Here is a 25,299-nt window from a genome sequence, read left to right as displayed (position 1 = left end):
GCGGCCCGGGCCGACGGGCCAGACCTCAGCGCAGCCAGACCGGGTCGGCGTCGGGCACCTCCAGCGGCGGCGGGTAGTCGAGGGTGCGTCGCACCTCGGCGGGCAGCCGCCACGGCTGGTGCACGGCCTTGCCGGCCACCGCCGCCAGCTCGGGCACCCAACGACGCACGTACCCGCCGTCGGGGTCGTAGCGTTCGGCCTGGCGGACCGGGTTGAGCCCGCGGTAGGGGCGGCTGTCGTTGCCGGTGCCGGCCACCCACTGCCAGTTGCCGGAGTTGTCGGGCGCGTCCCCGTCGAGCAGCCAGCGGGAGAAGACCGCGAGACCGGGCCGCCAGTCCAGGCCGAGCACCTTGGTCAGGTAGCCGGCGGTGATCAGCCGGGCCCGGTTGTGCATCCACCCCTCGGCGTGCAGTTGACGCATCCCGGCGTCCACGATCGGCATCCCGGTCCGGCCTTCGGTCCAGGCGGTCAACGCCGCCGCGTCGTACCGCCAGTCCTCGGTGGCCCCGCGCCGGTACGCCTTCGCCGCGATCTCCGGGAAGGCGGCGGTGACCTGGTGGTAGAAGTCCCGCCAGCAGAGCTGCCTGACGAACGGGTGCCCCCGGTCGTCGGCCCGGTTCGCCACCGCCAGCGGGGACAGGCAGCCGAACCGCAGGTACGGGCTGAGCCGGGAGGTCTCGTCGCCGGCCAGGTCGTCGTGGATGTCGTCGTACCGGCGCAGGGTCGGCAACCACTGGGTGAGCCGGCGCTGCCCGACGGTCTCGCCGCCGACCGCGGCCTGCGGCGACTCGCCCTTCGGCAGCGCCGGCAGCCGGCCGACCGCGACCCCGTCGGGCAGGGTGACCCGCCGGGGCGCGGCCAGCTCCTCCCGCCACTGCGCCGCGGACCAGACCCGGTGGTACGGGGTGAACACCCGGTAGTGGTCGCCGCCGCCGGGTCGCAGCGCCCCCGGCTCGACGATCGTGACGCCGGGGAAGAGCCGCAGGGCGAGCCGGTGCCGGTCGCACTCGGCGCGCAGCCGGCGTTCCCGGCGCTGGGCGTAGCGACTGACGTCGGCGGACAGGCCGATGCCCTCGGCGTCCACCTCCCGGGCCACCCGGACCGTCTCGGCCACCGGGTCGCCCCGGCGGATCACCAGGTCACCGCCGAGCCCGCGCAGGGTGTCCCGCAGCTCGGCGAGGCACTGGTGCAGGAACCGGGTGCGGTTGGGCGAGTGGTCGGCCAGCGTCGGGTCGAGGACGTACAGCGGCACCACCCGGTCGAAGGCGGCGCAGGCCGTCGCCAGCGCCGGGTGGTCGTGCACCCGCAGGTCGCGGGTGAACAACACCACCGCCGTACGGCCGCTCACGTCAGGGCCGGGCCGGGCACCACGACCGGGGTGCCGGTACGGGTCAGCAGGGCCTTCGCCGCCACCGCCAGCCGTCGCCGCTGGGGCACCACGGCCCGCTTGACGAACACGTCGTAGTCCTGGGCGGCGACCTCGTCGAGGATGCCGCCGTAGAGGGCGTAGGCGGTGCGCATGCACGCCTGGGAGGCGGGGGCGAGCAGGGTGATACCGGGCGCGGCGGCGGCGTAGTGGGCCTGGGCGCGGGTCACCTCGTACTCGATCAGGTCGCGGATCTTGTCGGTGCTGTGGCCGGCGGCCTGGGCGGCGAGCAGGTCCTCGCGGGTGACGTTGAACTTGGCGAGGTCCTCGTCGGGCAGGTAGGTGCGGCCCCGGTCGAGGTCCTCGGCGACGTCCCGGATGAAGTTGGTCAGCTGGAAGGCGAACCCGAGCTGCCGGGCCGGTTCCCGGGCGGCGACCGGGTCGGAGCTGCCGAGGATGGGCAGCATCATGGTGCCGATGACCGCCGCCGAGCCCTCCATGTAGTCGAGCAGGTCGTCGTAGGTCGGGTAGGACATGACGGTCAGGTCCATCGCCATGCTGCGCAGGAACGACGCGAAGTCGGCCCGGTCCAGGTCGAACACGGCGATGGTGTGCAGCACCGCCGGCAGCAGCGGGTCGTCGACCGGCTCACCGTGCAGGCCGGCGACGAAGCGGGAACCCCAGGCGTCCAGCCGGGCGGCCCGCTCGGCGGGGGGCAGGTCCTCGGTGCGGTCCACGATCTCGTCGGCGTAGCGGGTGAACCCGTACAGGGCGTGCACGTGTCGGCGTTTCCATGCGGGGAGCAGCCGGGTGGCGAGATAGTAGGTGCGCCCGTGGTGTCTGTGCAGCTCCTGGCAGCGGGCATAGGCAGCGGTGAGATCGGTGTCCACCGGGCCTCCTCTGATTCGACGCAGCAATCGACGCAACTCGTAACCCTAGGGTACGCTCGCCCCCATGGCCAACGACGCAGTTGCGGGTAACGCGCTCCGCGTCGCGCCGGCACAGCCGGGAGCGACGGACGATCCGGTCCACGGCGTACTGGCCGCCTTCGCCCGTGACCTGGTCGACGACGTCGACGGCACCCTGTCGGCGTTCCTCGCCCGCGAGGTCGACGCGCTGACCGAGATCGACGCAGCGATGGGCGGTTTCGCCGCGACGGCACGCGACTGCGTGCTGGCCGGCGGCAAGCGGGTCCGCCCGACCTTCGCCTACTGGGGCTGGCGGGGTGTGGTGGGCGGCGACGCGCCACTGCCCACCGTGCTGCCCGCGCTGGCCGCCCTGGAACTGCTGCACACCTTCGCCCTGGTGCACGACGACGTGATGGACGCCTCGGACACCCGACGGGGCCTGCCCACCGTGCACCGGGCCGCCGCCGCCCGGCACGTCACCGCCGGACACACCGGCGATCCGGGCCGGTTCGGTGAGTCGGTTGCCGTCCTCATCGGCGACCTCTGCCTGGTCTGGGCGGACCGGCTGCTCGCCCACGCCACCGTGCCGCCGACCCGGATGCTGGAGGTGCGGCGCTGCTACGACCAGATGCGCGTCGAGACCATCGCCGGGCAGTACCTCGACGTGCTCGGCGAAAACGACGCGGCGAACTGGTCGGTGGACCGGGCGCTGCGGGTGGCCCGCTACAAGACGGCCAGCTACACCGTCCAGCGTCCGCTGCTCTTCGGCGCCTGCCTGGCCGGCACCGAGCCCGACGCGCCGCTGATCGCCGCGTACACCCGCTACGGACTGGCCGTCGGCGAGGCGTTCCAGCTCCGCGACGACCTGCTCGGCGTCTACGGTGACCCGGCGGCGACCGGCAAGCCGGCCGGCGACGACCTGCGCACCGGCAAGCCGACGGTGCTGCTGATGCTCGCCCGCCAACTCGCCACCGGCGGCCAGCGGCGGGCGTTGGAGCGGGCCGGCACCGCCGTCGGCATCCGCGAGGTCGCCCGGCTGGCCGACATCGTCGCCGACACCGGAGCGGTCGGCCGGGTCGAGCGCATGATCTCCGACCGGGTCACCGACGCGCTCGCCGCGTTGGAGACCGCGTCGATCGACGAGACGGCGCGCACCGCGCTGACCGGTCTCGCCACCGCCGCCGCGACGCGGCGGGCATGATGGGCAACTTTCTGAAGGAGGTGGTCGCGTGCGGACCGTGACGGGACGTACGGACCGGGTGGTGGTCGTGGGCGCGGGCCTGGGCGGGCTGGCGTGCGCGCTGCACCTGGCCGGTAGCGGCCGGCAGGTGACCGTGCTGGAACGCGAGCCGGTGCCGGGCGGACGGGCCGGTCGGCTCAGCGTCGACGGGTACGAGTTCGACACCGGCCCCACCGTGCTCACCATGCCCGACCTGATCGCCGAGGCGCTCGGTGCGGTCGGCGAGGAGCTGCACGACTGGCTCGACCTGACCCCGATCGACCCCGCCTACCGGGCCTACTACCCGGACGGCTCCACCCTGGACGTGATCACCGACACCACCCGGATGGCGGCCGAGATCTCCCGGGTCTGCGGCCCCCGCGAGGCCGACGGCTACCTGCGGTTCGTCGACTACGCCCGCAACCTGTGGAACTGGGAACGGGCCGACTTCATCGACCGCAACCTGGACGCCCCGACCGACCTGCTCACCGGCAACCTGCTGAAGTTGCTGGCGAACGGGGCGTTCCGGCGACTCCAAACCAAGATCAACCAGTTCTTCTCCGACCCGCGTACCCAGCGGATCTTCTCCTTCCAGGCGATGTACGCCGGGCTCTCGCCGCACGACGCGCTGGCCATCTACAGCGTCATCGCGTACCTCGACTCGGTGGCCGGGGTCTACTTCCCGCGCGGCGGCATCCACGCGGTCTCCAAGGGGATGGCCGGCGCGGCCGAGAAGCACGGCGTCCAGGTCCGCTACGACACCACGGTCGCCCGGGTGGAGACCGCCAACGGCCGGGCCACCGGCGTGGTCACCGCCGACGGCGAGCTGATCCCGACCGACGTGGTGGTGCTCAACCCGGACCTGCCGGTCGCCTACCGCGACCTGCTCCCCGAGGATCGGCAGCGGAAGCTGACCTACTCGCCGTCCTGCGTGGTCCTGCACGTCGGATCGACGCAGGGGTATGGGAAGATCGCTCATCACAACATCCACTTCGGACGGTCCTGGAAGGGCACCTTCGACGAGGTGATCAGGCGCGGCGAGCTGATGAGCGACCCGTCGCTGCTGGTCACCAACCCGAGCCGGACCGACCCGTCGGTCGCCCCGGACGGCCGGCACACCTACTACGTGCTGGCCCCGGTGCCCAACCTCGACCGGGCCCCGTTCGACTGGCGGGGCGACCTGAGCCGGCGCTACGCCGACCAGCTCGTCGCCACGCTGGAGGAGCGCGGGTACGTCGGGTTCGGCGCCGGCATCGAGGTGTTGCGTACGATCACCCCCGCCGAGTGGGAGGAGCAGGGAATGGCCGCCGGTACGCCGTTCGCCGCCGCGCACAGCCTCTTCCAGACCGGGCCGTTCCGCCCGTCCAATCTGCACCGCAGCCTGCCCAACGTGGTCTTCACCGGCTCCGGCACCCAGCCCGGTGTCGGTGTGCCGATGGTGCTGATCTCCGGCAAGCTGGCCGCCAACCGCATCACCGGCGCGGGTCGGTGACCGCGTGAAATCCCGGGAGGCTCACCTCGTCGAGCTGGTCGACGACACCGGCCGGGTGCTCGGCGAGACCACCGTCGCCGCCGCCCACCAGGCACCCGGTCGCCTGCACCGGGCCTTCTCGGTGCTGCTGGTCGACCCGGACGGCCGGGTCCTCCTGCAACAGCGGGCCCCGGTCAAGACCCGGTTCCCGCTGCGCTGGGCCAACTCGTGCTGCGGGCACCCACTGCCGGCCGAGTCACTGGCGGAGGCCGCCAACCGCCGGCTCGCCGAGGAGCTGGGCGCCGGGCCGGTGTCGTTGACCGAGGTCGGCGTCTACCTCTACTACGCCGAGGACCCGGCCACCGGTCGGGTCGAGTTCGAGTACGACCACGTGCTCCGGGCCGACGTGCCGGCCGTACTCACCCTGCGGCCGGACCCGGACGAGGTGGCCGAGCTGCGCTGGGTCGACCCGACCCGGTTGATGACCGAGATCGACGCCGACCCGCGCCCGTACGCCCCCTGGCTCGGTGGTGTGGTGAGCCGACTGCTCCGGCCGGCCCCGACCACCACCGGCCCCGATGCCCCTGCCGGGGGTCCCGAGGCTCCCGCCGGGGGTCCCGCCGCCGGCTCCGCAATACCGTCCGGCCGCCGGGTGGACGACGCGTCGGAGCGGTCGGGTGGTCGCTGAGCCGCTGAGCGCGGGGGCCGTGGCACGCCGGCTCGGCGTGGCGGTCACCACCCTGCGTACCTGGCACCAGCGCTACGGCCTCGGCCCGAGCGAGCACGTCCCCGGTCACCACCGGCGCTACACCCCGGCCGACCTGGCCCGCCTGGAGATCATGCGGAAGCTCACCGCCGAGGGGGTCAGCCCGGCGGAGGCGGCCCGCTGGGCGAAACAGAGCCCCGGCACCGCGCTACGCCTGCCGGCCGGGGCCAGCCGGGACGGCGGCGGACAGGCCATCCCCGTCGGCCGGGCGGGACCGGCGGCCCGGGGGCTGGCCCGCGCCGCGATGCGACTGGACGCGGCGGCGATCGGCGACACCATCTCCCAGGCGCTGGCCACCGACGGGGTGATCGCCACCTGGGAGGGGCTGCTCCGGCCGGTGCTGGCCGGCATCGGTGAGCGGTTCGTGGCCACCGCCGGCCTGATCGACGTGGAGCACCTGATGTCCCGGTGCGTCTCCGAGGCGTTCGCCGCCGTCGCCCGCTCCGGCCGGGCCACCGGGCCGGCCCGCATCCTGCTGTCCTGCGCCGACGAGGAGCAGCACACCCTGCCCCTGGAGGCGCTCGCCGCGGCGCTGGCCGAGGCGGGGGTGGCGTACCGGATGCTCGGCGCCCGGGTGCCGGTGGCCGCGCTGGTCGAGGCGGTCAACCGGACCGGGCCGGCGGCCGTGGTGGTCTGGTCGCACACCCGCCCCACCGCCGATCCGGGGCAGCTCTCCGCCCTGCTCGCGGTGCCCCGCCGACCGCTGCTGGTGCTCGCCGCCGGGCCGGGCTGGCGGGCCGACACCCTGCCCGCCGGAGTGGTCCGACCGGTCGACCTGGCCGAGGCGGTGTCGCTCGCGCTGGCCGTCCGGGATTCGTTGGACCAGTCCACCGGGACCGACCTGGCCTGACATATTTCGCTTTCGTGAACTACCGTCGGGGCCGTCCGCGTACCCCCATCCCTCGGAGTGACGATGCGTTCACGCCCCGTCCTGGCGGTTGTCCTGGGTCTGCTCCTGCTGGTCGCCGGCTGTGGAGACAAGCCCCGGCACGTCCGGCCGGCCGCCGCGCCCGCCCCGACGACCTCCGCACCCGAGCCGGCCCAGACCCCGGTGCCGACGCCGCCGCCGACCAAGAAGCCGAAGCCCCGGCTGCGGCCCAAGCCCAAGACGCTGCCCGCCGGATTGCGTAAGGCGACCGGGGTACGCGCGGTGGCGCTGACCTTCGACGACGGACCCGACCCGACCTGGACGCCGAAGGTGCTCAACCAGCTCCGGGCGGCGAAGGTCAAGGCGACGTTCTGCGTGGTCGGCACCCAGGTCCGCAAGCACCCGGAGCTGGTGGCCCGGATCGTCCGCGAGGGGCACCAGCTCTGCAACCACAGCTGGCACCACGACGTCGACCTGGGCCGCCGGCCGGTCGCCGACATCCGGGCCGACCTGGTGCGCACCAACCAGGCCATCACCAGGGCCGTTCCGGGCGCGAAGGTGCCGTTCTACCGGCAGCCCGGTGGCCGGTGGACGCCGGAGGTGGTGCAGGTCGCCAAGGAACTCGGCATGCGGTCGCTGCACTGGACCGTCGACCCCCAGGACTGGGCGAAGCCCACTTCCGGGGTGATCTCCGGGCGGATCAGGAGCGCCTCCCGCCCCGGTGCGGTGGTGCTGATGCACGACGGCGGGGGTGACCGGAGCCGCACCCTGGGCGCCGTGCCGCAGGTCATCGGCGACCTCAAGCGCCGTTTCGGCATCGCACCACCTCGCTGACCTGCTACTTTGCCGGGCCGCACCCCGGCAGGCATACCGGTTTGGTCGACCGCCGGGGCATGGCATATGCTTCTCATGCCTCCGGCGGGGCCGGATGGGAGCAAGTCCGCTTGAAGTTGCGAGTGTGCAATGATGGCGGGGCCGCCCTCATCGTCTAGCGGCCCAGGACGCCGCCCTTTCAAGGCGGTAGCACGGGTTCGAATCCCGTTGGGGGCACGATCCGGCCCAGCCGGAGGCAACAAAGCTAGGTCCTGTGGAGCAGTTGGAGTGCTCGCCGCCCTGTCAAGGCGGAGGTCGCGGGTTCAAGTCCCGTCAGGACCGCCAGCGCCGACGCCGCGTGCACCATTGCGCGGCGTTCTGCGTATCGGGACGTGTCACCCTGTCGGCGGAGACCCCGCCCTCCGGGTAACATGTCCCGAAGCACCAGGCCAGGTAGCTCAGTTGGTACGAGCGTCCGACTGAAAATCGGAAGGTCGGCGGTTCGACCCCGCCCCTGGCCACATAGCCTTTCGCCGGGCTACAGCGGTCCTCACCTGCGGAAACGTCGGTGAGGGCCGCTTTTTGCATGGCGGGGTAGGACTACCCCCGGTTGACCGTCTCTATCCGGTGATCACCAGCCCTTATCGCACACAGGTTGCACGCGGCATGCGTCGCTGAGCGCGTGAGGGCGGGGCACTCGATCATGACAGGCACTCAACAACTGAGGATGCCTGCCGATGTGGGCTCCACCACAGCTGCCGGAAGCACGTACAGCTTCTGGCCTGTTGGGCAATCCCCCAAAGCCGAATCGGACTCTGGTGCGTCTCCGTCCACTATGGGACGCTGAGGTACGGGGCACCCGGGTCCATCGATGTCACTCCGATCGACCCAGGTCGACGGGGAGGTAGGGCACTGGCGAACAACAGCAGCAAGAGCGGTCAGCGACGCTTGGTCGACATGACTACCTACCCGGAGGAGGACGTCTATCGGCGGCCGACGTGCCCCCCGGCTGAGGAGTTTCCTGTCGATGCAGACCTTGCGCCAGGCCACAGGTTGATCATGCGCCCCCGTATCTACAAGGGCCGGGTCGTGGACTTCGCCCTTCAACAGATGGCCCGGCGCGAAGACGGAGACTGGGTCGAGGTCGCGCGGATCGACTGTTGCCACAGCACGATCCATCGACATCAGTTCGTCGCTGACGGGACTGACATCTACGACAGGCGCGTGATTCAGCAGATACCGAAAGATGGCTGGGAAGTCGTAAACGCGGCATTTGAGCCAGCCGTCGAGGCAATGATGGCAGAGTGGGAAGAGAACGTCCGGAGGTGGAGAGATGCCTGATCTGCGTGAGCGGCTGAAGGCTGGGGCAGCTCTGGGGCGCTTCGTCGGTACCGCCGAGGGTCGCCAGCACATGAGGAACAACGGCTACCGTCCCGAGTGGCAGATAGTGCTCGCCCTGCCAAATGATCCAATCCGGGACGTACTTGCCCGCGCGCAGACGTACAAGCCCCCGGTCGTCCTGGCAGTCTGGTTCGAAGACAAGGGCCGGTTCGGATTTTGCAACGTTGAGCCGAACAAAGAGGTCAAACCCGGCAGCGGTGACCAGTTCGGCGGGACAGCGACCGTTGGCATGCTGCTTGAGCTGCTGGACCAGCAGACCAAGGGTGAGCTGCGCTTTGGCCTGAAGGACTGGTCAGGGTTTGGGGCGCGAGGGTTTACCCCCTCAGTGCTCGCCACGGTGTAGACGCCAACACCCTGCCGCCATCCCGTCTGCCGCCGACCCACACACCGTGGAGCAGATCAGGGCCAGGGTGACAAGGTGGAGCGCCCTACCGGACGAACGACCTTGTCGCCCTGGCCCTGATCTGCTCGGCTCTGCCTGGGTCGGTGGCTGGCGGGATGGCATCCCACCCCCACCACCCACCACCTACCCACCGCAACGTTCGGCAACTCCATCCTGGAGTCGTCTGGCCCCCGCCGGAGGCACAGCCCTAACCCCAACCCCGCCACCACCCCGCCGCCCCCTTCCCCACCCTCACCCCTTCCCTACCTCGGACCGTGAGCGGCCCGACGGATTCCGTTCGGCAACTTCGCCCGACCGACCGTCGACCGGTCCGAGGTGAGACGTCACGAGGTGGGAGACGGTCGGAGGATCGGGGTTGTGGTCCTGGTCCCGGTGGTCTCCGGGACTCGTCACCGGTTCCTTTCACGGAACCAGGGGGTGACGCGCGGGGCGGGCGTGGGCTTCGGGCCGGCTGACTTTCCGCCCCGCCGCCGAAGGCGAGCGGGGCGGCGGCTCCGCAGGAGCCGGTTACCGCGCCCGGCCCGCGCCGCGCGGAGCGCGCTTGATCTAGTACAGGCCAATTCGGCAACAGATCACCGCAAGCTCCGAGCCAACCAAAGCCAGCACGACAACACCAACCACCTGGCGTCTCCGCCCGCAACGACTGCCCAACCCGACCCGCGTTCGCGTCCATCCGTCCGGCGTAAGCTGCCCTAGAACATCGACCTGGTCAGCCCGAACCGGTCTGCCGCCCGTGATGTCGATTGACGCTGTCCCCGCGCCCCCGGCCCTACCCTGCTTCTCCCGCCCTCCTCTCTTCGAGGACGGCCAGGATCAGCCATCAGTCCCGGATCGCTGCCGATTGGTTGTCGGCCAGGACGTGATGGTGGATCAGCTCGGCTGCCACCTGTGGTGGAACGTCGGCAGTGTTGATGGTGAGGTCGCTCGCGACTAGCGGCTCGGTGTCGTCCCAAGCACGGATGCGGGCCTCAGTGTCCCCGGTGCGCCTGGCGATGATCCGCTGAACTGCCACGTCTCGGGGACACCACAGGTAGACCACACACCATCGGGCGTCGGGAATGGCTGCGGTGACGGCGTCGACAGCGGGTCGTTGGCCCAGATGTACGACGGGCACCCCTGCCGAGAGTCCTTCAATGAGCGACGGTCGGTCAACGACGTACCGCGCGCCGTACCGTTCGTTCTCCCAGACGACATCGCCGTTCCGGTCCAGCTCGTCCAACGTCGCTTCGCTGGTCATGCGGTAACCCGTGGTGCGCCCTGGTCCCGCTTTCAGCCGTTGGAACAGTGCGTACCGGGTGTCAAGGGCGTGCAGTGCTGCGGTGACGGTGTCTTTACCCGCCGCCGGCGGCCCGTAGAGGATCACGCCGCGCATCACAGCGCCTCGTCCGCAAGGATTCCCTTCACCAGTTCCTTCGCTTGCTCCTGCAAAGGGCGGCTTGACGCGCAGTTGTCCACCACGATGTGCGCCTCAGTCGGCCGGAAGTCGAGGTTGACGGCGTCGAGGTAGCCGGCCCAGTTGGCAAGCTTGAAGGTGTCCCGGGCAGCCCCGCGACGGCGGACGTACGTCAGCATCGTGTCGGCGTCGCAGTACACCCAGACCACGACCGTGTCCGCCTTCGCGGCCTCGTAGAACGCACGGGTTCGTGCCATCCAGGCGGGGTCACCGAACTCCCGGATGAAGGGCGCGGTCACGATCACACTGTTGCCGCACTGGACGTTCTCGTTCGCCGCGTCCTGGAGGGCTTCGTACTCACGAGGACGAATCGCGTTCAGGTAGGTATCGGACTCACGATCATGCGGCGACTGCCCCAACGTCTCTAGCGCTGCCTCGACCACAGGCCGCGTCAACGTGTCCTTGTCGAGCATCGGCCAACCCGTCTCGCGGGCGAGGATGCGCCCCAACTCAGTCTTGCCGCTGCCGGCGTAACCGCCGATCAGGACGACGCGCGGGCGCTGGGGTCGAACCTCACTACGCCGCGTCTGGTCGGGTGCGTGGACCACCCGCTTGGAACGCGACTCGTTGATGACCAATCCCTCATCGGCCAGCACCTTCATCGCCTCGGTGATCGTGAAGACGCTGACGCCCCATTCCTCCGCAAGCTTGCGGGTCGACGGCAGGGCGGTGCCGTGCACCAGGCGTCCCGCTTCAACCTCGTTGCGGATGTTCCGCGCGACCTGCTGATGCAGCGACTCCGACCGGTCGGCCCGGTTCCGGGGAGAGCTCATCGGTACTCCCTGCCTGGTGAGCGACTAGGACCGGTTGAAGGCTACCAGTGACCTAACAGATGAGAGGGATTCTGCCTGGTCAGTGACACTGCGCAGGAACTTCGTACCTAACAGTTGACGTGGAGTCATATCAGTTGTTAGGTTACCTGCATCACAGCGACCGGATAGCCGGTCACGTCGCAGCAGCGAAGGAGAACACCATGGCGCTCAGGGGTGGAGCCCGCTTCACGGTCCCGTTCGAGGCTGTCTTTCCGCACGGGTGTGTGTTCGTGCCGGACTCGATCGCGGAGGCGCAGGACTTCAACGAGGCGACCCGCCAGCGGACCCCGTCGAAGGACAAGCTGACCGGTCAGCGGGTGTGGCAGTGCCGGGTGATGGACATGGACCCGGAGTTGGGCTCCCGTTCGCGTGAGGTGTCGATCAAGATCCTCGCCGACGTGCAGCCGGTGCCGCCGGTGGGTCCGTTCCAGGCGGTTGAGTTCGAGAACCTGACGGTGACGCCGTACGTGGGCAACAACAACCGGCTGGCGTACTCGTTCCGGGCGACCGCGTTGGTCGCGCCGAAGACCCTCGCGGAGACGCGCGGGAAGGCCGCCTGATGGCTGCCGTGACGGTGGGTGTGCACATCCGGCCGGACACCGTGCTGTCGTTCCGGTCCCACCCGGATCAGGACCGCGTCGTGCTGGAACTGGGCGAGTCCGGCGGTGATGTGGCGGTGTTCCTGCCCCGGTCGGAGATCGCCCGGCTGGCCGAGGTGCTGGCGCAGGCGCAGGAATCGCTGTCCGTGCCGACCGTGAAGGCGGCGGCCTGAATCAACTGAGGCGCGGGGCGGTCTGAATGCCGTAGGAAGCCTGACCGCCCCGCTGCCCTCCAACCCTCTCGGCCTGGAAGGGCAGGTTCATCATGCCAACGTTCCTGGACTGGACCCGCACCGGTGGTGCCGGCGAGTCCGCTCCGTGTGTCATCTGCGGCAAGCCCGCGATCTGTCGCAGCCCGGCAGGTAAGCCGGTGCACAAGGTCTGCGCTGAGACGTGGACCGCGCAGCGTGCCGGTAAGGCGGTGGCGTGATGCGCGCCCCGCTGGTCAACTTCCGCCGGTTCCAGATCACCGCCCCGTGGCCCCTGGTCTGGACCGTCACCGCCCTGTTCCTCCTGGCTCGTCTCGTCGTGCTGGTCGTGCGGCTGGGTGTGGTGTCGGTGCGGCACTGGCGGGCCTGGCCTGCCGTCGCCCTGGCCGTCCTCGCCGTCGACGTCTACCGCTCCCACGGCTGGTGGCCCCACCTCCTGGCCCTCACCGTCGTTGCCGTTGCCGGCGGTGTGTGGTGGTGGCGTGGCCGGGACTCGTTCCACCGGCTGATCGTCCTGCGGGCGGTATCGGTCTGGCGGCGGTTGTGGGTATACCGGCGTCAGTGGCACGAGGTCATGTCCCTGTGCGGCCTGGTCAAGAAGTACGACGGTGGCGAGAAGCTGCCCCGGTTGCTGTCGGTGCGCTGCACCTACGCCACCGATGAGCTGGTGGTGCGGATGCCTCGGGGCCAGAACCCGGAGGTCTACCACAAGGCCGCCCGTGACCTGGCCTACTCGTTCGGTACCCGGCACTGCCGGGTGTTCACCGGTCGCCGTCAGGCACCCCCGCACCGGTCCGGCCGGCTGGCCTGGCTGCTGCGCCTGATCGACCGGGTCCGGTTCCGTGACCGCCCCCGGCATGTGTGGTTGGTGTTCATCCGCCGCGACCCGCTGACCCGCATCGTCGCGCCGCTGCCCGTGCCGGTCCGCCCGGACTTCGCCGCCCTGCCGATGGGTCTGCGGGAAGACCTTGCCGTCTACTCCCTGCGCCTCCTGGCCACCCACGTCCTCATCGGCGGGGCCACGCGGATGGGCAAGGGCTCGGTCATCTGGTCCCTTCTCCGCGCGCTGGCGGCTGGTATCCGGTCGGGTCTGGTGCGGGTGTGGGCGATCGACCCGAAAGGTGGCATGGAGCTGTCCATCGGTCGGCCGTTGTTCTCCCGGTACGTCGATGACGACTGGACCCGCATGGCCGACCTCCTCGACGACGCCGTTGCCCGGATGCGCGCCCGGCAACAGGTGCTGCGGGGCAAGGTCCGGGTTCACACGCCGACCGTTGATGAGCCGCTGATCGTGATCGTCATCGACGAGTTGGCCGCGCTGTTGGCGTTCCTGCCCGACAGCGACATCCGCCAACGCGTCACCCAATCCCTCGGGCTGCTGCTGACGCAGGGTGCCGGCCTCGGCGTCCTGGTCGTCGCCGCCACCCAGGACCCGCGCAAAGAGATCGTGACCGTCCGGGACTTCTTCCCCACCCGCATCGCCCTGGGCCTGACCGAACGTGGCCACGTCGATCTCCTGCTCGGTGACGGTGCCCGCGACCGGGGAGCCCTCGCCGACCAAATCCCCCTGTCCGCCAAAGGCGTGGCGTACGTGCTTCTCGACGGTCAGCCCGAGCCCGCCCGGGTCCGGTTCTCCTTCCTCACCGACGACGCCATCCGCGACCTGGCCGCGACGTTCCCCGCCCCGGCCGAGTCTCAGCCGGAACCCGTGGTGATCCCGGCCCAGCCCAAGCCCGCCCGCACCAACGGCAACGGCAACGGGCAGCGCACCTACCGGCCGAACCCACCGAAGCAGGCCGCGCCGCTGCTGCCGCCGTCGCTGCTCAACGCCCTGGACCTCGACACCGCGAACGGGAGCGACCCCCGATGACCCACGAGCTGCCCGACTCGCCGCCGGTCCCGATGCCCTACGCCGACGAACCCGACACCACCGCCGAACCGCGCCGCTTCTACCGGCTGCGCGCCCCGCACGTCGACAAGACCTCCGTCCCGGTCACGGTCCGGGTCACCCCCGACGCCGACCTGTACGTCGCCATCGGTGCCGGCCGCCGCCGCATGTACCTCACCCCCTCCGAGGCGTGGGCGCTGTGGCGCTGCCTGTCCGAAGCCGTCGCGTCCACCGGTGAACCGCCCGAGTGGATCCGCGTCCACGTCACCCCCACCACCCGCTGACCCTCCCCCGTCTGCCTTGGAGCGCCCGATGCGTACTCGTCGTCTCGCCCGCCGGCCGATCCGCCGGACCTGCCTCGACCTGCACCACACCGACCCCGACCAGGCCTGCCCCTACTGCACCGACACCCACACCACCGACATCCTCACCGCTGCCCTGCGCCAGCACGCCGAGATCGCCGCCGAAGACGCCGAAGCGTGGGGCTGGGCAGCATGACTAACCCGACCGCCGCTGCCCTCCCGCTGCCCTCCGGGCCGGTGCGCTGCCTCACTCTGGCCTGCCCACGACCCGCCACCCACTGGCACGACGGCGCTCCCCGCTGCCTGCCCTGCGCCTGGCTCGTCATCGACGACGAAGGTCGCACCAATGTCCAGCCCGCCCCCGGCATTGCATCGGACCTCGCCGCCTACTACCTGACCCGTGAACTGAACCCCGCCCTCCGCACTTCCCCCGCAGAGGTGACCCGATGCGCCGCGTCCTGAACCCGGAGCGGCTGGAAGCCGTCGCCCTGGTCGTCATCCTCCTGGCCGTCGGTGGCATGGCCGGTGCCGCGTCGTTCACCCACGTCAAGGACTGGACCATGCACCACGCCCCCGCCGGCACCGGGCAGTGGTTCGGCTGGTCGAACGCCGTCATCTCCGAACTCACCCCCGCCGCCGCACTCCTCGTCATCCGCCGACGCCGACGTCACGACCCGAACGCCTCCGTCCTCTACCCCCTGTCCATCCTCCTCGCCGCTGTCGCCCTGTCCCTGGCCGCACAAATCGCCGTCGCCAACGACAGCTTCTCCTCACGACTGCTGTCGTCGGTGCCCGCACTGGCGTTCCTCGCCCTGTCCAAACTCCTCCTCACCGGCGGCACTCCTACCCCCGCCCCGGAACCGGCACCGGAACCGGTCCCGCCGGCTGAGGACGTTGTCGCCCTGGACCCGGTCGACCTGGCCGCCGACCTGCCGGTCGCCCCGGCTCCCGTCTACGTCCCGCCCGCACCGACTTCGGCTCCGGTCCGCTCGGCGCTGATCTCGTCCGTCGTCCAAGCCCCTCGCAACGGGCAGGTCTTCGCCTCGGATGTCGTCCGATGAACGACCAACCCACCCGCGACCAGAACGTCTGCGCCACCTGCAACGGCGTCATCGAGTGGGTCAACGAGGACAGCCACCCCTACTGGCGACACGTCAACTCCCGCAACCTCAACCGCCCCCACGGCGCACGACCCGCCCCACAAACCCGGAGGTGACTCCCATGACCCGCACCCACCTCGCCCGCACCCACACCCCGAACCGGCCGGCAGCCCTCGTGCGTCGCGTCGTCGGCACCCCGACGGAAGTCGCCGCGACCGTCGCCCTGGTCCGCGACTCCGGACGACTGCTGTCGATGACCCACCCGCAGCAGATCCCCGGCAGCGACCGAGTCACCGTCACCGTCAGGTTCCTCGACACCACCACCCCCGCCCCCGCCCCGATCCGCCGACTCCGACGCGGCCACGTCATCGCCGCCACCACCATCCCGGGCGTCGCCGTGCTGGCCGGGATCGGCTACCTCGCGGTGCAGCTCGTCCAGACCATCCGGGCCGTCTTCCCTCTCATCGCCGGTGCCGCCGTCGTCGCCCTGGTCCTCGTCCTGCTGCTACGCCGGGCCGGCCGCTGCTGCCCCGGCCTGCACTGCCCCGGCTGCCACCACTGACCCCCACCACCGCCGGTGGCCCACCCCTGTGCCCGGGTGGGCCACCGGCACTGCCCAACCCTTCCGGAGGTGACCCGATGACCGCCCCGACTCTGCCCGGCCTCGCCCCCGACACCCCCACCGTCATACCCGCCGACGCCCCACCCGCGTCCGGCACCCGTGCCGCCCGGATGGCGCTGCCGATGTCGCGTCAGGTCCTCAAAGAGATGGCCGCCGAGTACGGCGTCTGCCTGCACCCGGTCACCCTGCGCCGCACCGACCTGCACACCGGGCAAACCGAAGTCATCGACCTGCCCTGCGGATCGACCCGCGAGGACAAGTGCCCACCCTGCGCGCAACGCGCTCTGCGGCTGCGGCGTACCCAGATCCGGGAAGGCTGGCACCGCACCGACGAACCCGCCCCCGCACCCACACCGGCCACCGACGCGCAACGGGAACTGATCCTGCTGCGCGCGCATCTGGAGTTCGCCCGCGACGACGCTGCCCGTGCCGCCCAGCACGACCAGGTCGCCGACGTCGACCAGGCGATCCGTGAGGTAGAGGAAGCCATCGCCGCCGAAGGACTCCGCGGCCAAGTCGCCCCCACCCACGACCAGGACGACGACGACGCCGGTCCCCGCCGGAAGCGGTCCACCCGCCGCCGCCAGGACGCACCCGACCTACCCCGCAAGAAGGTCGAACCCCGCACCATCGGCCGCGTCTACACCGCCCCCGACGGGACCGAGCATCGGCCGTCGATGTGGCTGACCCTCACCCTCGACAGCTACGGCCGCGTCCTGCCCGACGGCACCCCCGTCGACCCGGCCACCTACGACTACCGGCGTGCCGCCTGGGACGCCGTGCACTTCCCCCGACTCCTCGACCGGTTCTGGCAGAACCTCCGACGCTGCGCCGGCTGGAACGTCCAGTACGCCGGCTGCGTCGAACCCCAACGGCGTCTCGCCCCTCACGCGCACTTCGCCATCCGGGGCACCATCCCCCGGGCAATGCTCAAGCAGGTTGCCGCCGCGACCTACCACCAGGTGTGGTGGCCCCCCGCCGACGAACCCGTGTACACCCTCGACCGGCTACCCGTCTGGGACAACGACCACAACGCGTGGGTCGACCCCGATACCCACACGCCGCTGCCGTCCTGGACGGACGCCCTGGACCAGGTCGACGCCGACCCCGACGCTCGACCGGTTCACGTCGCCCGCTTCGGTGTGCAGGTCCGGGCCGAAGGCGTCACCCCCGGCACCGTGCACGCCAACCGCACCATCGGCTACATCACGAAGTACATCACCAAGTCGGCCGCCGACTGCCACACAGCGACGACCGACCGGCAGCGTCAGCACCATGACCGGCTCTGGCAGCAACTGCGGGTCACCCCCTGCAACGAGCGGTGCGCGAACTGGCTGATCTACGGCATCCAGCCGAAGAAGGCCCACGGCCGGCTGCAAGCGGGACGCTGCAAAGGCAAGGTCCACCAACGCGCGACCCTCGGCATCGGAGGGCGCCGCATCCTCGTCTCCCGCGACTGGTCCGGCAAAACCCTCGCCGACCACCGCGCCGACGCCCGTGCCTGGGTCCGCAACCTCCTCGGCGTCGCCGTCCCCGCCGACGACGCCCCAACCGCCGGACCCGACGACCCACCCGCCTACGCCTGGGAACTCGCCCGACCCGACGACCCCGACATCCCACCCCTCCAACACCGCCTCCTCAAAGCCCTATCCCAACGCGCCCAATGGAAAGCCGCCCTCAACGTGGCCCGCGACCGAGCAAGTACCGGTGCCCCCGAGACGGATCAACTTCTTCGCCGAGGGCTACCACCAGCAGTACCTGGCCCCGACAGCGACCGACCTGCCGACCCGAAGGAGATGGCGTGATGGAACGGCTCTTGACGGTGGCCCAGGCCGCTGGCCTTCTGGGGACGACGGAGCGGTTTCCTCGGCGGTTGATCGCTGAGCGACGAATCCGCTTCGTCAAGCTCGGTGCTCACGTCCGCATCCCCGAAACCGCTCTGGTCGAGTTCATCGCCGCCGGCACGGTCGAGCCGATCGCCGTTGCGTGGTCGGGTGGGAAGGCGGTGGCCTGATGGGTAAGCGTCGTCAGTTCGGATCGGTGCGCAAGTTGCCCTCGGGCCGCTACCAAGCCTCGTTCCTTCCGCCTGGCACTGGTGCCCGACAGAACGCACCGCATACCTTCAAGACCAAGACTGACGCTCACCGGTGGCTCACCCTGGTAGAAGCGGACATCTCGCGGGGCACCTGGCTCGATGACCGGGCGGCGGCGCAGACGTTCGGCACCTACGCGCGGGCGATCCTGCGGGACAGTCCGAAGATCGGCGTCCGCTGGCGGGAGACGTGCGAGCGGAACCTACGGCTTCACCTGGCACCGCTGGTCGACGTGCCGCTTCGGCAGATGACGGCGAGTCGTGTTCGGGAGTGGCATGCCGCTGCGCTTCGCGGAACCGGTGGCCGTACGTCCATTTCTCAGTCGTATCGGTTTCTGCGGATGGTGATGAACACGGCGGTGCGTGAGGGCATCATCGCTCGGTCTCCGTGCCAGATTCCGGGAGCGGGTACGGTTCGCGTCGCTGAGCGGCCTGTCGCCACCCCTGCTCAGGTCGTCGCCCTGGTCGAGGCCATCAATCCGCGCTACCGAACTGCGGTGCTAATCGCCGCCTGGTGTGGGCTGCGGCGCGGGGAGATCGCCGGACTCCGGGTGGCGGATGTGGACCTGACCGAGCACACGATCACGGTGCGGAAGGCCCGGGTCGAGCCGCTTCACGATCGCGGCAAGGCGTTCGACAAGGACCCCAAGTCAGAAGCGGGTCGGCGGACCATCGCCATTCCTCCGCACGTCGTCCCTGTGATCCGCCTGCACCTGGACGAGTACGCCGGGAAAGAACGCCTGTTCGTCAGCCGTGATGGCTCGCCGTTGCGCGGTGACACCCTGTATCAGGCGTTCGTGCGGGCACGCAGGAAGGTAGGGCTTGACGCGCTGACCGTTCACGACCTGCGGCACACCGGGCAGACCTTGGCAGCCCAGACCGGCGCGACCCTGGCGGACCTGATGAAGCGCCTCGGCCACTCGTCGATGGCGGCGGCTCGTCGGTATCTGCACGCGGTTGACGGGCGGGATCGGGAGATCGCCAAGGCCCTGTCAGAGCTGGCCGCGCACGGGGATGTCGCACGGCTGCCCCGACACATCACGATGCGGAGCTAGTTGCACGGGTGGTTGCACGCGGACCGCCCGCAAGCCTCTGAGCTGGGAAAATGCGGGTGCCTGAAAATCGGAAGGTCGGCGGTTCGACCCCGCCCCTGGCCACATAGCCTTTCGCCGGGCTACAGAGAGCGGTGACCTGCGGAAACGCGGTCACCGTTTTCGTGTATCCGGCCCAGATGTGGTGTCCACCCGGCCTGCCCCGTTCCGGCCGGATGCCCACTGGCAGCCCACCGCCGCCCCGGCCACGGGTAGCTGCACCCGCGATCTGACCCTGCACCACTCAAGACCTCCCCTTGCGACCACCGCGCCCCGGTAGCCGCCGGCCACAGTGTCCCTGTCGCGCAGTCACGGGCCGTCCGCTTGGCGGCTGAACGGTGGCCGTCACCTGAGCCCGTTCCCGCCCGGTGATGCCCAACCGCGCCCGGTCCAGGTCCATTGTCCGGAAGGGGCCAGTACGCGAGGCTGCAGAGCGCCTCATCAGCCGGTATGGTCCGGGCCTATGGGGCAGGAGAAGGCGAATCCGGAGGGCGTCCATCAGGACGTCGACCGATATTCGTTGCGCTCCACGCTCCTCGTCCCCGCCACCGCCGAGCAGGCCTTCGCGGTCTTCACCGGCTCGCTGGCCGACTGGTGGGTCCGGGAGTACACCTGGTCCGGCCCGGCGGCGCTCGCCGAGCTGGGGATGGAGCCCCGGGCCGGCGGCATGCTCTACGAGATCGGCCCGTACGGCTTCCGGGGCGACTGGGGCCGGGTGCTCACCTGGGACCCGCCACGGCGGCTCGTCTTCACCTGGCAGCTCGGCCCCGACCGGCTCCCGGTGCCCGACCCGGCGCGCGCCAGCGAGGTGGAGGTGCTGTTCCTGCCGGACGAGTCGGGGCGCACCCGCATCGAGCTGGAGCACCGGCACTTCGACCGGCACGGTGAGGCCGCCGAGGGCTACCGTGCGGCGTTGACGGCCGGCTGGCACGAGCTGCTCGGCCGCTATCTCGCCACCCTCACCGGCGCCGCCCCGGGCCCGCACTGACCCCACCGGTGTTCACCGTCCGGGGAGTCCGGGGTGGGGTGGGGTGGTCGGGGCGTGCACCGCGTCGGGCCCGCCGAGGTCGGCCCGTTGGCCGGCCGCCTCCCCCGCGCCGAACCCGGAGCCGGCGAGCCGGCGGGTGGGCGCGGTCCGCAGCCGGGGATAGACCTCGGTGACCCGGCGGGCCACCCGGTCGGAGCGGTCGGCCAGCACCAGCGCGACCGACGGGGTGCCGTCTTGCGCCACCGCGCCCGCCTCGGCGGCCCGGAGCCGTTCGGCGATCACCCGGGCGAAGCCGGCCAGCCAGGAGCGCCGGAACGCCGCCGGGTGTTCGCCGGGTGGGACCACGGTGCCGGCGAGGCCGTGCGCGGCCTGCACCAGCAGTGAGGTGAAGAGCAGGTCGACCCGTTCCAGGTCGCTGGCGAAGCCGAACAGGTGCAGCGCGAAGCCGGTGCCGGCAGGTCGGCGTATGCAGCGGCAGCGCAGCGGGTCGGCCACCGCCGCGAGCAGCCCGGCCTTGTCCCGGGCGTACGGGGCGACGACGTCGACCACCCGGTCGCCGACCGGGTCGGTGGTGGGGTCGCGGGCGGCCAGCAGGGCGCGGTCGACGCCGTAGCGGGCGATCAGTTCGGTGGCCTTGGCGGTGAAGGCGGCCGCTTCGGCGGGGGTGCAGGCGGCGTCCTCTGCCTGGGCCAACAGCTTCCGCACCTTGCTGAGCATCGCCTCGGACATGGGTCACAGTTACCACAAAAGGTTCACGGTTGTGTCACAGCGGGATCAGAGATCGACAGATATCATCGCCACTCACCGCACCCTGTGCACGACGCAGGGTCCGCCCCTCTTCCCTGGAGGCACCACCATGGCATCCCGGACCGCCCGACTGACCGCAATCGTCGCCACCCTGCCCCTGCTGTGGTTCGGCGCACCCGCCCAGGCCGCCCCGGAGACGAACCTCTCCGCATCGGCTGCCACCTGCTATGGCGGGGCGGTCCGGTCGTACTTCCAGGTCGGTGGTTGGGGCGGGGACGCCGGGCCGTACAAGGCCAGCACCCGGTGCAAGGACGTCAACGTCAAGAACAGCAGCGAGTTCGGCACCGAGGCGTGTGTGGTCTTCATCGACAAGACCAACAAGTGCAACTACCTGACCTACCTGCCGGCGAAGTCCGACTGGATCACCGTCGCCACCAACGTGCGCGACGGCGCGAACTTCAAGGTCCGCTTCACCAACCTGCGCTACGAGTACGAGCCGCTGGTGGCGTACCACGCGTACTGAGCCGGCCGGCGCGGCGTCCGCACGGGCGTCGCGCCGTCAACCGGCCCGACTGCGCAGGGTCGCCACGGTCGAACCGGCGAGGGTGAGCAGGCAGTCCGGCAGCTGCCCGTCGGCGACCGCCGCCCCGAACAGCGCCTCACCGGTGTCGGCGTCGTGGTTGGCGTACGCGCTGACGAAGCGGGCCACCCAGCGGGTGTCGTACCCCGCGTCGTCGATGCCCGGGAAGTCCAACGCGCAGGCGCCCGGCGGTGGCGGGTCGCCGACCATGGTGGCGGCCAGCGTCCAGGCGACCGTGTAGGCACCGGCGAGGCCGGACCGGTCCACCACGGCGTCGAAGGTGCCGGCCACCGCGGCGCCGTCCCCGGTCAGCGCCGAATGGAGCACGGCGGTAGCGTCGGCCAGCGTCTGATCCGGTACGTCGGTCACCTGCGGCACAGTAGGACGCCAGGTCAAGCGAAGACAGCGCCGAGATGGTGACCACCCGCTGAGCCGACGTGACAGAGCGTACGGTCCGCTGTCGGGCCGGCGACCAGGGCAGCCTCCCTGGTCCCACGGTTGTCGTCGGCACGCTATGGTGCCCACCGGACCTGCGCCGGAGGAAGGACGACCATGCTCGTTACACGCGGCCCGCGCGCGGCCATCCTGGCGGCCTGCGCGTCGTTCCTGCTCGTCACCAGCGCCTGCGGGACGACCGACAAGCCCGAGGAGACGGCTGCCCCGCAGGTACGCCTGTACGGCACCGACGGCAACATGCTCAACTCCTTCGCCGCCGAGCTGAAGGACCGGGCGGATCTCGTCGACGGCATGAAGGGCACCACCCCGCTCACGCCGCTCACCGACGACTTCAAGCAGCGGCTACGTTCCATCGACCCGAAGTTGACCGACTACCTCTACGCGGCGGAGTCGTACGACGCGGTCATGATCAGTGCGCTGGCCGCCCAGTTGGCGGGCAGCACCGATCCGGCCGACATCGCCAAGCAGATCGTCGGGGTGACCACCAACGGTCAGCGCTGCACCGACGCGGCGAGCTGCCTGTCCCTGGCCCGCGACGCCCAGGACATCGAGTACCGCGGCCCGTCGCTGACCCGCGCCGGCTTCACCGACCTCGGGGAGCCGGCCACCGCCAGCTACGCGACCCTGCACTTCGACAACCAGAAGATCAACGACGCGAAGACCGAGTTCGTCGGTGCGGGGGACGAGTCCGGGGTGAGCACCAAGGCCGCCCCCAAGCCCAAGAAGCAGCGGGGCGGGCGCAACGACAGCAGCGACGGCTCCCCGCTGATCCTCGGTGGCCTGCTGCCCAAGACCGGTGACCTGGCCCTGGCCAACCCCCCGTTGGCGGCCGGCGTGGCGCTGGCACTCAAGGAGATCAACGCCGCCGGTGGGGTGCTCGGCGACCCGGTGATGTGGATCGACGGTGACGACGGCACCAACCCGGCCGTCGCCAAGGCCACCGTGGCCTCGCACGTCAAGGACAAGGTCCAGGTCATCATCGGGGCCGCCGCCTCCGGCATCTCCAGCGCGGTGCTGCCGGACGTGGTGGCGGCCGGCAAGATCCTCTTTTCGCCGTCCAACACCGACTCCGGGTTGAGCCAGGCCGACGACAAGGGCCTCTACTTCCGGACCGCCCCGCCGGACAGCCTCCAGGGCCGGGCCCTGGCCGACGTGATCCTCCGCGACGGCCCGCACAAGATCGTGGTGGTGGCCCGCAAGGACTCCTACGGCGAGGGCCTCCAGGAGACCGTCCGCGCCGAGCTGGAGCGGGCCGGCTTCGGCACCGACCGGGTGAAACTGTTCACCTACGAGCCGCCGGCCGACGCCAAGGCCCCGCCCGTCGACTTCGGCAGCCTGGCCGGCGAGATCAAGAACTACAAGCCGGAGGCGGTGCTGGTCATCGGCTTCGGTGAGTCCGCCGGGCTGATCAAGGCACTGGCCGACGCGGGCGTACCGATCCGGCACTGACGCGACGTGGGTGGGGCGGCACCGGGTGCGGTGCCGCCCCACCGACGTTCAGCGGGGTCGCCGACGTTCCAGGAAGTCCGTCATCCGACGGTGCTTCTCCTCGTCTTCGAAGAGCACCGCCTGGCTGACCAGGTCCAGCTGCGGGTGGGCGGCGGGCGGGGCGTCCACCGCCAGCTTGGTCAGCCGCAACGCCAACGCGGAACCCTTCGCCATCTCGTCGAGCAGTCCGTGCGCGGTGGGCAGCAGCTCCGCCGGTTCGGCCACCACCCGGTTGACCAGGCCGATCCGCAGCGCCTCGTCGGCGTCGACCCGCCGGCCGGTGAACAGCAGCTCCTTGGCCCGGCCCTCGCCGACCAGCGCCGGCAGCCGGTGGGTCGCCCCCGCGCCGGCCAGGATGCCCAACCGCACCTCCGGCTGGCCGAAGACCGCCCGCGCCGTGCACACCCGCAGGTCGCACGCGTACGCCAGCTCCGCGCCGCCGCCCAACGCGGGGCCGTCGACGGCGGCCACGCTCGGCATGGGCAGCGCCCGGAGCCGGGCGAAGGCCGCCGAGTTGATCGCGGCGAGGGCGTCCAGCCGGCCCCGCTCGCGCAGTTGACCGATGTCGGCCCCGCCGGCGAAGAGCCCGTCGGCGCCGCCGGTGAGCAGCAGCAGCCGCGGCCGGGCCTCCAGCGCGGCACAGACGTCGTGCAGCGCACGGATCAGGTCGGCGTCGATGGCGTTGCGTTTCTCCGGCCGGTCCAGGGTCACCACCACCCGGTCGGGCAGCTCCTCCACCCGCAGTCCGCTCATTGCCGGCGACCGTCCTTCCACGCGTAGAAGCCCTGGCCGGATTTCTTGCCGAGCTTCCCGGCGGCGACCATCTCGACCAGCAGCGGTGGCGGGGCGAACCGGTCACCGTAGGCGGCCTGGAGGGTGCGGGCGATGTCCAGCCGCACGTCCAGCCCGACCAGGTCGGTCAGCTCCAGCGGGCCGACCGGGTGCCGGTAGCCGAGCACCATCGCCTTGTCCACGTCGGCGGGTGCGGCCACCCCGTCGGCCACCATCCGGATCGCCTCCAGGCCGAGGGTCACCCCGAGCCGGGAGGTGGCGAACCCGGGCAGGTCGCGTACCACGACGGGGTCCTTGCCCAGCCGGCCGGCGAGCGCGACGGCCGCCGCGGTGGTCTCCGGCGCGGTGGCCGCGCCGACCACCACCTCCAGCAGGGCCATCGCCCAGACCGGGTTGAAGAAGTGCAGCCCGAGGAAGGACTCCGGCCGGGCCAGGCCCTCGGCCAGCTCGCCGATGGGGATGCTGGAGGTGTTGCTGCCCAGCAGCGCCGGGCGCAGCCGCTCCGCCTCGGCGAGCACCGACCGCTTCAGCTCCGGTCGCTCGGGGACCGCCTCGACGATCACCTCCGGTACCGGGGCGACCTCGGCGAGCGCGCCCCGCAGGGTGATCCGGGCCCGCTGCGCGGCGGCCTCGTCGGCACCGGCCTTGCCCCGCTGCACCGCCCGCGCGCACAGCTCGTCGAGGCGGACGGCGGCGGCCTCGGCCCGCCCCCGGTCCACCTCCACCAACTCGACGGCGTAGCCCGCGCCGGCCGCCACGTAGGCGATGCCGAGCCCCATCGTGCCGGCCCCGACGACGACAAGACGACTCATGGACGCTCCCTCACTGCGCACGGTGACGTGCGGGGTCTCCGGCACGCCCGACC

General features: G+C 71.1%; 30 protein-coding genes and 3 tRNA genes. 25 read left to right on the top strand and 8 right to left on the bottom strand.

The window, feature by feature from the left end:
- Nucleotides 1-25 precede the first annotated feature (25 nt).
- Together ACQP2H_RS01205 and ACQP2H_RS01200 are read right to left on the bottom strand one after the other, a co-directional pair.
- A complete protein-coding gene (locus ACQP2H_RS01205) occupies nt 26-1,348 on the bottom strand; it encodes a cryptochrome/photolyase family protein (RefSeq protein ID WP_433230545.1) in 1,323 nt (440 codons plus the stop codon).
- Complete coding sequence (locus ACQP2H_RS01200; protein ID WP_357532847.1) at nt 1,345-2,256, bottom strand: phytoene/squalene synthase family protein; 912 nt, start codon at nt 2,254-2,256, stop codon at nt 1,345-1,347. Before ACQP2H_RS01200 ends, ACQP2H_RS01205 begins: the two co-directional genes overlap by 4 nt.
- A 64-nt stretch (nt 2,257-2,320) precedes the next feature.
- On the opposite strand from ACQP2H_RS01200, the gene ACQP2H_RS01195 reads away from it, so the two are divergent.
- The 10 genes from ACQP2H_RS01195 to ACQP2H_RS01150 all read left to right on the top strand — a co-directional run bounded on the left by ACQP2H_RS01195 (nt 2,321) and on the right by ACQP2H_RS01150 (nt 9,155).
- Nucleotides 2,321-3,475 (top strand): polyprenyl synthetase family protein, encoded by a 1,155-nt coding sequence (locus ACQP2H_RS01195; protein WP_219465604.1) that lies wholly within the window; start codon nt 2,321-2,323, stop codon nt 3,473-3,475.
- A gap of 28 nt (nt 3,476-3,503) precedes the next feature.
- The gene (gene crtI, locus ACQP2H_RS01190) at nt 3,504-4,985 is read left to right on the top strand and encodes a phytoene desaturase family protein (protein ID WP_357532844.1); all 1,482 of its coding nucleotides are present in this window, start codon (nt 3,504-3,506) and stop codon (nt 4,983-4,985) included.
- A 4-nt stretch (nt 4,986-4,989) separates the two neighbouring features.
- Entirely contained in the window at nt 4,990-5,652 is a 663-nt protein-coding gene (idi, locus tag ACQP2H_RS01185) for an isopentenyl-diphosphate Delta-isomerase (protein WP_219465602.1), read from the top strand.
- Nucleotides 5,642-6,580, top strand: coding sequence for a MerR family transcriptional regulator (locus tag ACQP2H_RS01180; RefSeq protein ID WP_219465601.1), 939 nt, complete (start codon nt 5,642-5,644; stop codon nt 6,578-6,580). Before idi ends, ACQP2H_RS01180 begins: the two co-directional genes overlap by 11 nt.
- 63 nt (nt 6,581-6,643) lie before the next feature.
- On the top strand, nt 6,644-7,432 hold the full coding sequence (locus ACQP2H_RS01175; RefSeq protein ID WP_433230540.1) for a polysaccharide deacetylase family protein: 789 nt from the start codon (nt 6,644-6,646) through the stop codon (nt 7,430-7,432).
- A gap of 143 nt (nt 7,433-7,575) precedes the next feature.
- Nucleotides 7,576-7,648, top strand: a tRNA-Glu gene (locus tag ACQP2H_RS01170).
- A gap of 31 nt (nt 7,649-7,679) precedes the next feature.
- Nucleotides 7,680-7,756: transfer RNA gene (locus tag ACQP2H_RS01165), tRNA-Asp, on the top strand.
- A gap of 102 nt (nt 7,757-7,858) precedes the next feature.
- Nucleotides 7,859-7,932, top strand: a tRNA-Phe gene (locus ACQP2H_RS01160).
- 436 nt (nt 7,933-8,368) lie between these two features.
- Nucleotides 8,369-8,752 carry a DUF7718 family protein gene (locus ACQP2H_RS01155; RefSeq protein WP_433230537.1) on the top strand — a complete coding sequence of 128 codons (384 nt, stop codon included), beginning with the start codon at nt 8,369-8,371 and terminating at the stop codon, nt 8,750-8,752.
- A complete protein-coding gene (locus ACQP2H_RS01150; RefSeq protein ID WP_433230534.1) occupies nt 8,745-9,155 on the top strand; it encodes a hypothetical protein in 411 nt (136 codons plus the stop codon). Before ACQP2H_RS01155 ends, ACQP2H_RS01150 begins: the two co-directional genes overlap by 8 nt.
- A gap of 880 nt (nt 9,156-10,035) precedes the next feature.
- Here the strand turns inward: ACQP2H_RS01150 and ACQP2H_RS01145 are convergent.
- Both ACQP2H_RS01145 and ACQP2H_RS01140 read right to left on the bottom strand, forming a co-directional pair.
- Entirely contained in the window at nt 10,036-10,587 is a 552-nt protein-coding gene (locus ACQP2H_RS01145; protein WP_433230531.1) for a kinase, read from the bottom strand.
- On the bottom strand, nt 10,587-11,441 hold the full coding sequence (locus ACQP2H_RS01140; protein WP_433230529.1) for an AAA family ATPase: 855 nt from the start codon (nt 11,439-11,441) through the stop codon (nt 10,587-10,589). Before ACQP2H_RS01140 ends, ACQP2H_RS01145 begins: the two co-directional genes overlap by 1 nt.
- Nucleotides 11,442-11,641: 200 nt before the next feature.
- Here ACQP2H_RS01140 and ACQP2H_RS01135 point away from each other — a divergent pair, with 200 nt between their 5' ends.
- The 13 genes from ACQP2H_RS01135 (at nt 11,642) to ACQP2H_RS01075 (ending at nt 20,371) form a co-directional block, all read left to right on the top strand.
- A complete protein-coding gene (locus ACQP2H_RS01135) occupies nt 11,642-12,040 on the top strand; it encodes a transcriptional regulator (protein ID WP_357654626.1) in 399 nt (132 codons plus the stop codon).
- The gene (locus ACQP2H_RS01130; RefSeq protein ID WP_433230526.1) at nt 12,040-12,252 is read left to right on the top strand and encodes a hypothetical protein; all 213 of its coding nucleotides are present in this window, start codon (nt 12,040-12,042) and stop codon (nt 12,250-12,252) included. Before ACQP2H_RS01135 ends, ACQP2H_RS01130 begins: the two co-directional genes overlap by 1 nt.
- Before the next feature lie 92 nt (nt 12,253-12,344).
- Nucleotides 12,345-12,509, top strand: a complete 165-nt coding sequence (locus ACQP2H_RS01125; RefSeq protein WP_433230523.1) for a hypothetical protein — start codon at nt 12,345-12,347, stop codon at nt 12,507-12,509.
- Nucleotides 12,509-14,158, top strand: coding sequence for an FtsK/SpoIIIE domain-containing protein (locus ACQP2H_RS01120; RefSeq protein WP_433230520.1), 1,650 nt, complete (start codon nt 12,509-12,511; stop codon nt 14,156-14,158). The genes ACQP2H_RS01125 and ACQP2H_RS01120 overlap by 1 nt, the downstream gene beginning before the upstream one ends.
- Nucleotides 14,155-14,460, top strand: a complete 306-nt coding sequence (locus ACQP2H_RS01115; RefSeq protein WP_433230517.1) for a spread protein — start codon at nt 14,155-14,157, stop codon at nt 14,458-14,460. Before ACQP2H_RS01120 ends, ACQP2H_RS01115 begins: the two co-directional genes overlap by 4 nt.
- 28 nt (nt 14,461-14,488) lie before the next feature.
- Nucleotides 14,489-14,674, top strand: a complete 186-nt coding sequence (locus tag ACQP2H_RS01110) for a hypothetical protein (protein WP_433230515.1) — start codon at nt 14,489-14,491, stop codon at nt 14,672-14,674.
- 250 nt (nt 14,675-14,924) lie between these two features.
- The gene (locus ACQP2H_RS01105) at nt 14,925-15,539 is read left to right on the top strand and encodes a hypothetical protein (RefSeq protein ID WP_433230513.1); all 615 of its coding nucleotides are present in this window, start codon (nt 14,925-14,927) and stop codon (nt 15,537-15,539) included.
- A complete protein-coding gene (locus ACQP2H_RS01100) occupies nt 15,536-15,694 on the top strand; it encodes a hypothetical protein (RefSeq protein WP_433230510.1) in 159 nt (52 codons plus the stop codon). The genes ACQP2H_RS01105 and ACQP2H_RS01100 overlap by 4 nt, the downstream gene beginning before the upstream one ends.
- A 5-nt stretch (nt 15,695-15,699) precedes the next feature.
- On the top strand, nt 15,700-16,140 hold the full coding sequence (locus ACQP2H_RS01095) for a hypothetical protein (RefSeq protein WP_433230508.1): 441 nt from the start codon (nt 15,700-15,702) through the stop codon (nt 16,138-16,140).
- Nucleotides 16,141-16,217: 77 nt separating this feature from the next.
- On the top strand, nt 16,218-18,005 hold the full coding sequence (locus ACQP2H_RS01090) for a replication initiator (protein WP_433230506.1): 1,788 nt from the start codon (nt 16,218-16,220) through the stop codon (nt 18,003-18,005).
- Complete coding sequence (locus ACQP2H_RS01085) at nt 18,005-18,214, top strand: excisionase family DNA-binding protein (RefSeq protein ID WP_433233407.1); 210 nt, start codon at nt 18,005-18,007, stop codon at nt 18,212-18,214. The genes ACQP2H_RS01090 and ACQP2H_RS01085 overlap by 1 nt, the downstream gene beginning before the upstream one ends.
- Nucleotides 18,214-19,347, top strand: a complete 1,134-nt coding sequence (locus tag ACQP2H_RS01080) for a tyrosine-type recombinase/integrase (RefSeq protein WP_433230503.1) — start codon at nt 18,214-18,216, stop codon at nt 19,345-19,347. The genes ACQP2H_RS01085 and ACQP2H_RS01080 overlap by 1 nt, the downstream gene beginning before the upstream one ends.
- Before the next feature lie 499 nt (nt 19,348-19,846).
- Entirely contained in the window at nt 19,847-20,371 is a 525-nt protein-coding gene (locus ACQP2H_RS01075; RefSeq protein WP_208565366.1) for an SRPBCC family protein, read from the top strand.
- A 12-nt stretch (nt 20,372-20,383) separates the two neighbouring features.
- Here ACQP2H_RS01075 and ACQP2H_RS01070 read toward each other — a convergent pair whose 3' ends face one another.
- The gene (locus ACQP2H_RS01070) at nt 20,384-21,100 is read right to left on the bottom strand and encodes a DUF2786 domain-containing protein (RefSeq protein ID WP_219465600.1); all 717 of its coding nucleotides are present in this window, start codon (nt 21,098-21,100) and stop codon (nt 20,384-20,386) included.
- 127 nt (nt 21,101-21,227) lie between these two features.
- On the opposite strand from ACQP2H_RS01070, the gene ACQP2H_RS01065 reads away from it, so the two are divergent.
- Nucleotides 21,228-21,641: a hypothetical protein gene (locus tag ACQP2H_RS01065; protein ID WP_219465599.1), complete on the top strand. Its 414-nt coding sequence runs from the start codon at nt 21,228-21,230 to the stop codon at nt 21,639-21,641.
- A 36-nt stretch (nt 21,642-21,677) separates the two neighbouring features.
- Here ACQP2H_RS01065 and ACQP2H_RS01060 read toward each other — a convergent pair whose 3' ends face one another.
- On the bottom strand, nt 21,678-22,067 hold the full coding sequence (locus ACQP2H_RS01060) for a hypothetical protein (protein ID WP_219465597.1): 390 nt from the start codon (nt 22,065-22,067) through the stop codon (nt 21,678-21,680).
- Nucleotides 22,068-22,250: 183 nt separating this feature from the next.
- On the opposite strand from ACQP2H_RS01060, the gene ACQP2H_RS01055 reads away from it, so the two are divergent.
- Nucleotides 22,251-23,603 carry an ABC transporter substrate-binding protein gene (locus tag ACQP2H_RS01055; protein WP_208565362.1) on the top strand — a complete coding sequence of 451 codons (1,353 nt, stop codon included), beginning with the start codon at nt 22,251-22,253 and terminating at the stop codon, nt 23,601-23,603.
- 48 nt (nt 23,604-23,651) lie between these two features.
- On the opposite strand, the gene ACQP2H_RS01050 is transcribed toward ACQP2H_RS01055, so the two are convergent.
- Both ACQP2H_RS01050 and ACQP2H_RS01045 read right to left on the bottom strand, forming a co-directional pair.
- Entirely contained in the window at nt 23,652-24,395 is a 744-nt protein-coding gene (locus ACQP2H_RS01050) for an enoyl-CoA hydratase/isomerase family protein (protein WP_357532840.1), read from the bottom strand.
- Nucleotides 24,392-25,246, bottom strand: a complete 855-nt coding sequence (locus ACQP2H_RS01045; RefSeq protein ID WP_219470525.1) for a 3-hydroxyacyl-CoA dehydrogenase family protein — start codon at nt 25,244-25,246, stop codon at nt 24,392-24,394. The genes ACQP2H_RS01050 and ACQP2H_RS01045 overlap by 4 nt, the downstream gene beginning before the upstream one ends.
- Nucleotides 25,247-25,299: the final 53 nt, after the last annotated feature.

The organism is Micromonospora sp. CA-248260, from assembly GCF_050942205.1.
In the GTDB taxonomy this organism is placed as follows: Bacteria; Actinomycetota; Actinomycetes; order Mycobacteriales; family Micromonosporaceae; genus Micromonospora; species Micromonospora antibiotica.
Note: the sequence above shows the minus strand (reverse complement) of the source record. Positions and strands in the feature narration are given on the sequence as shown.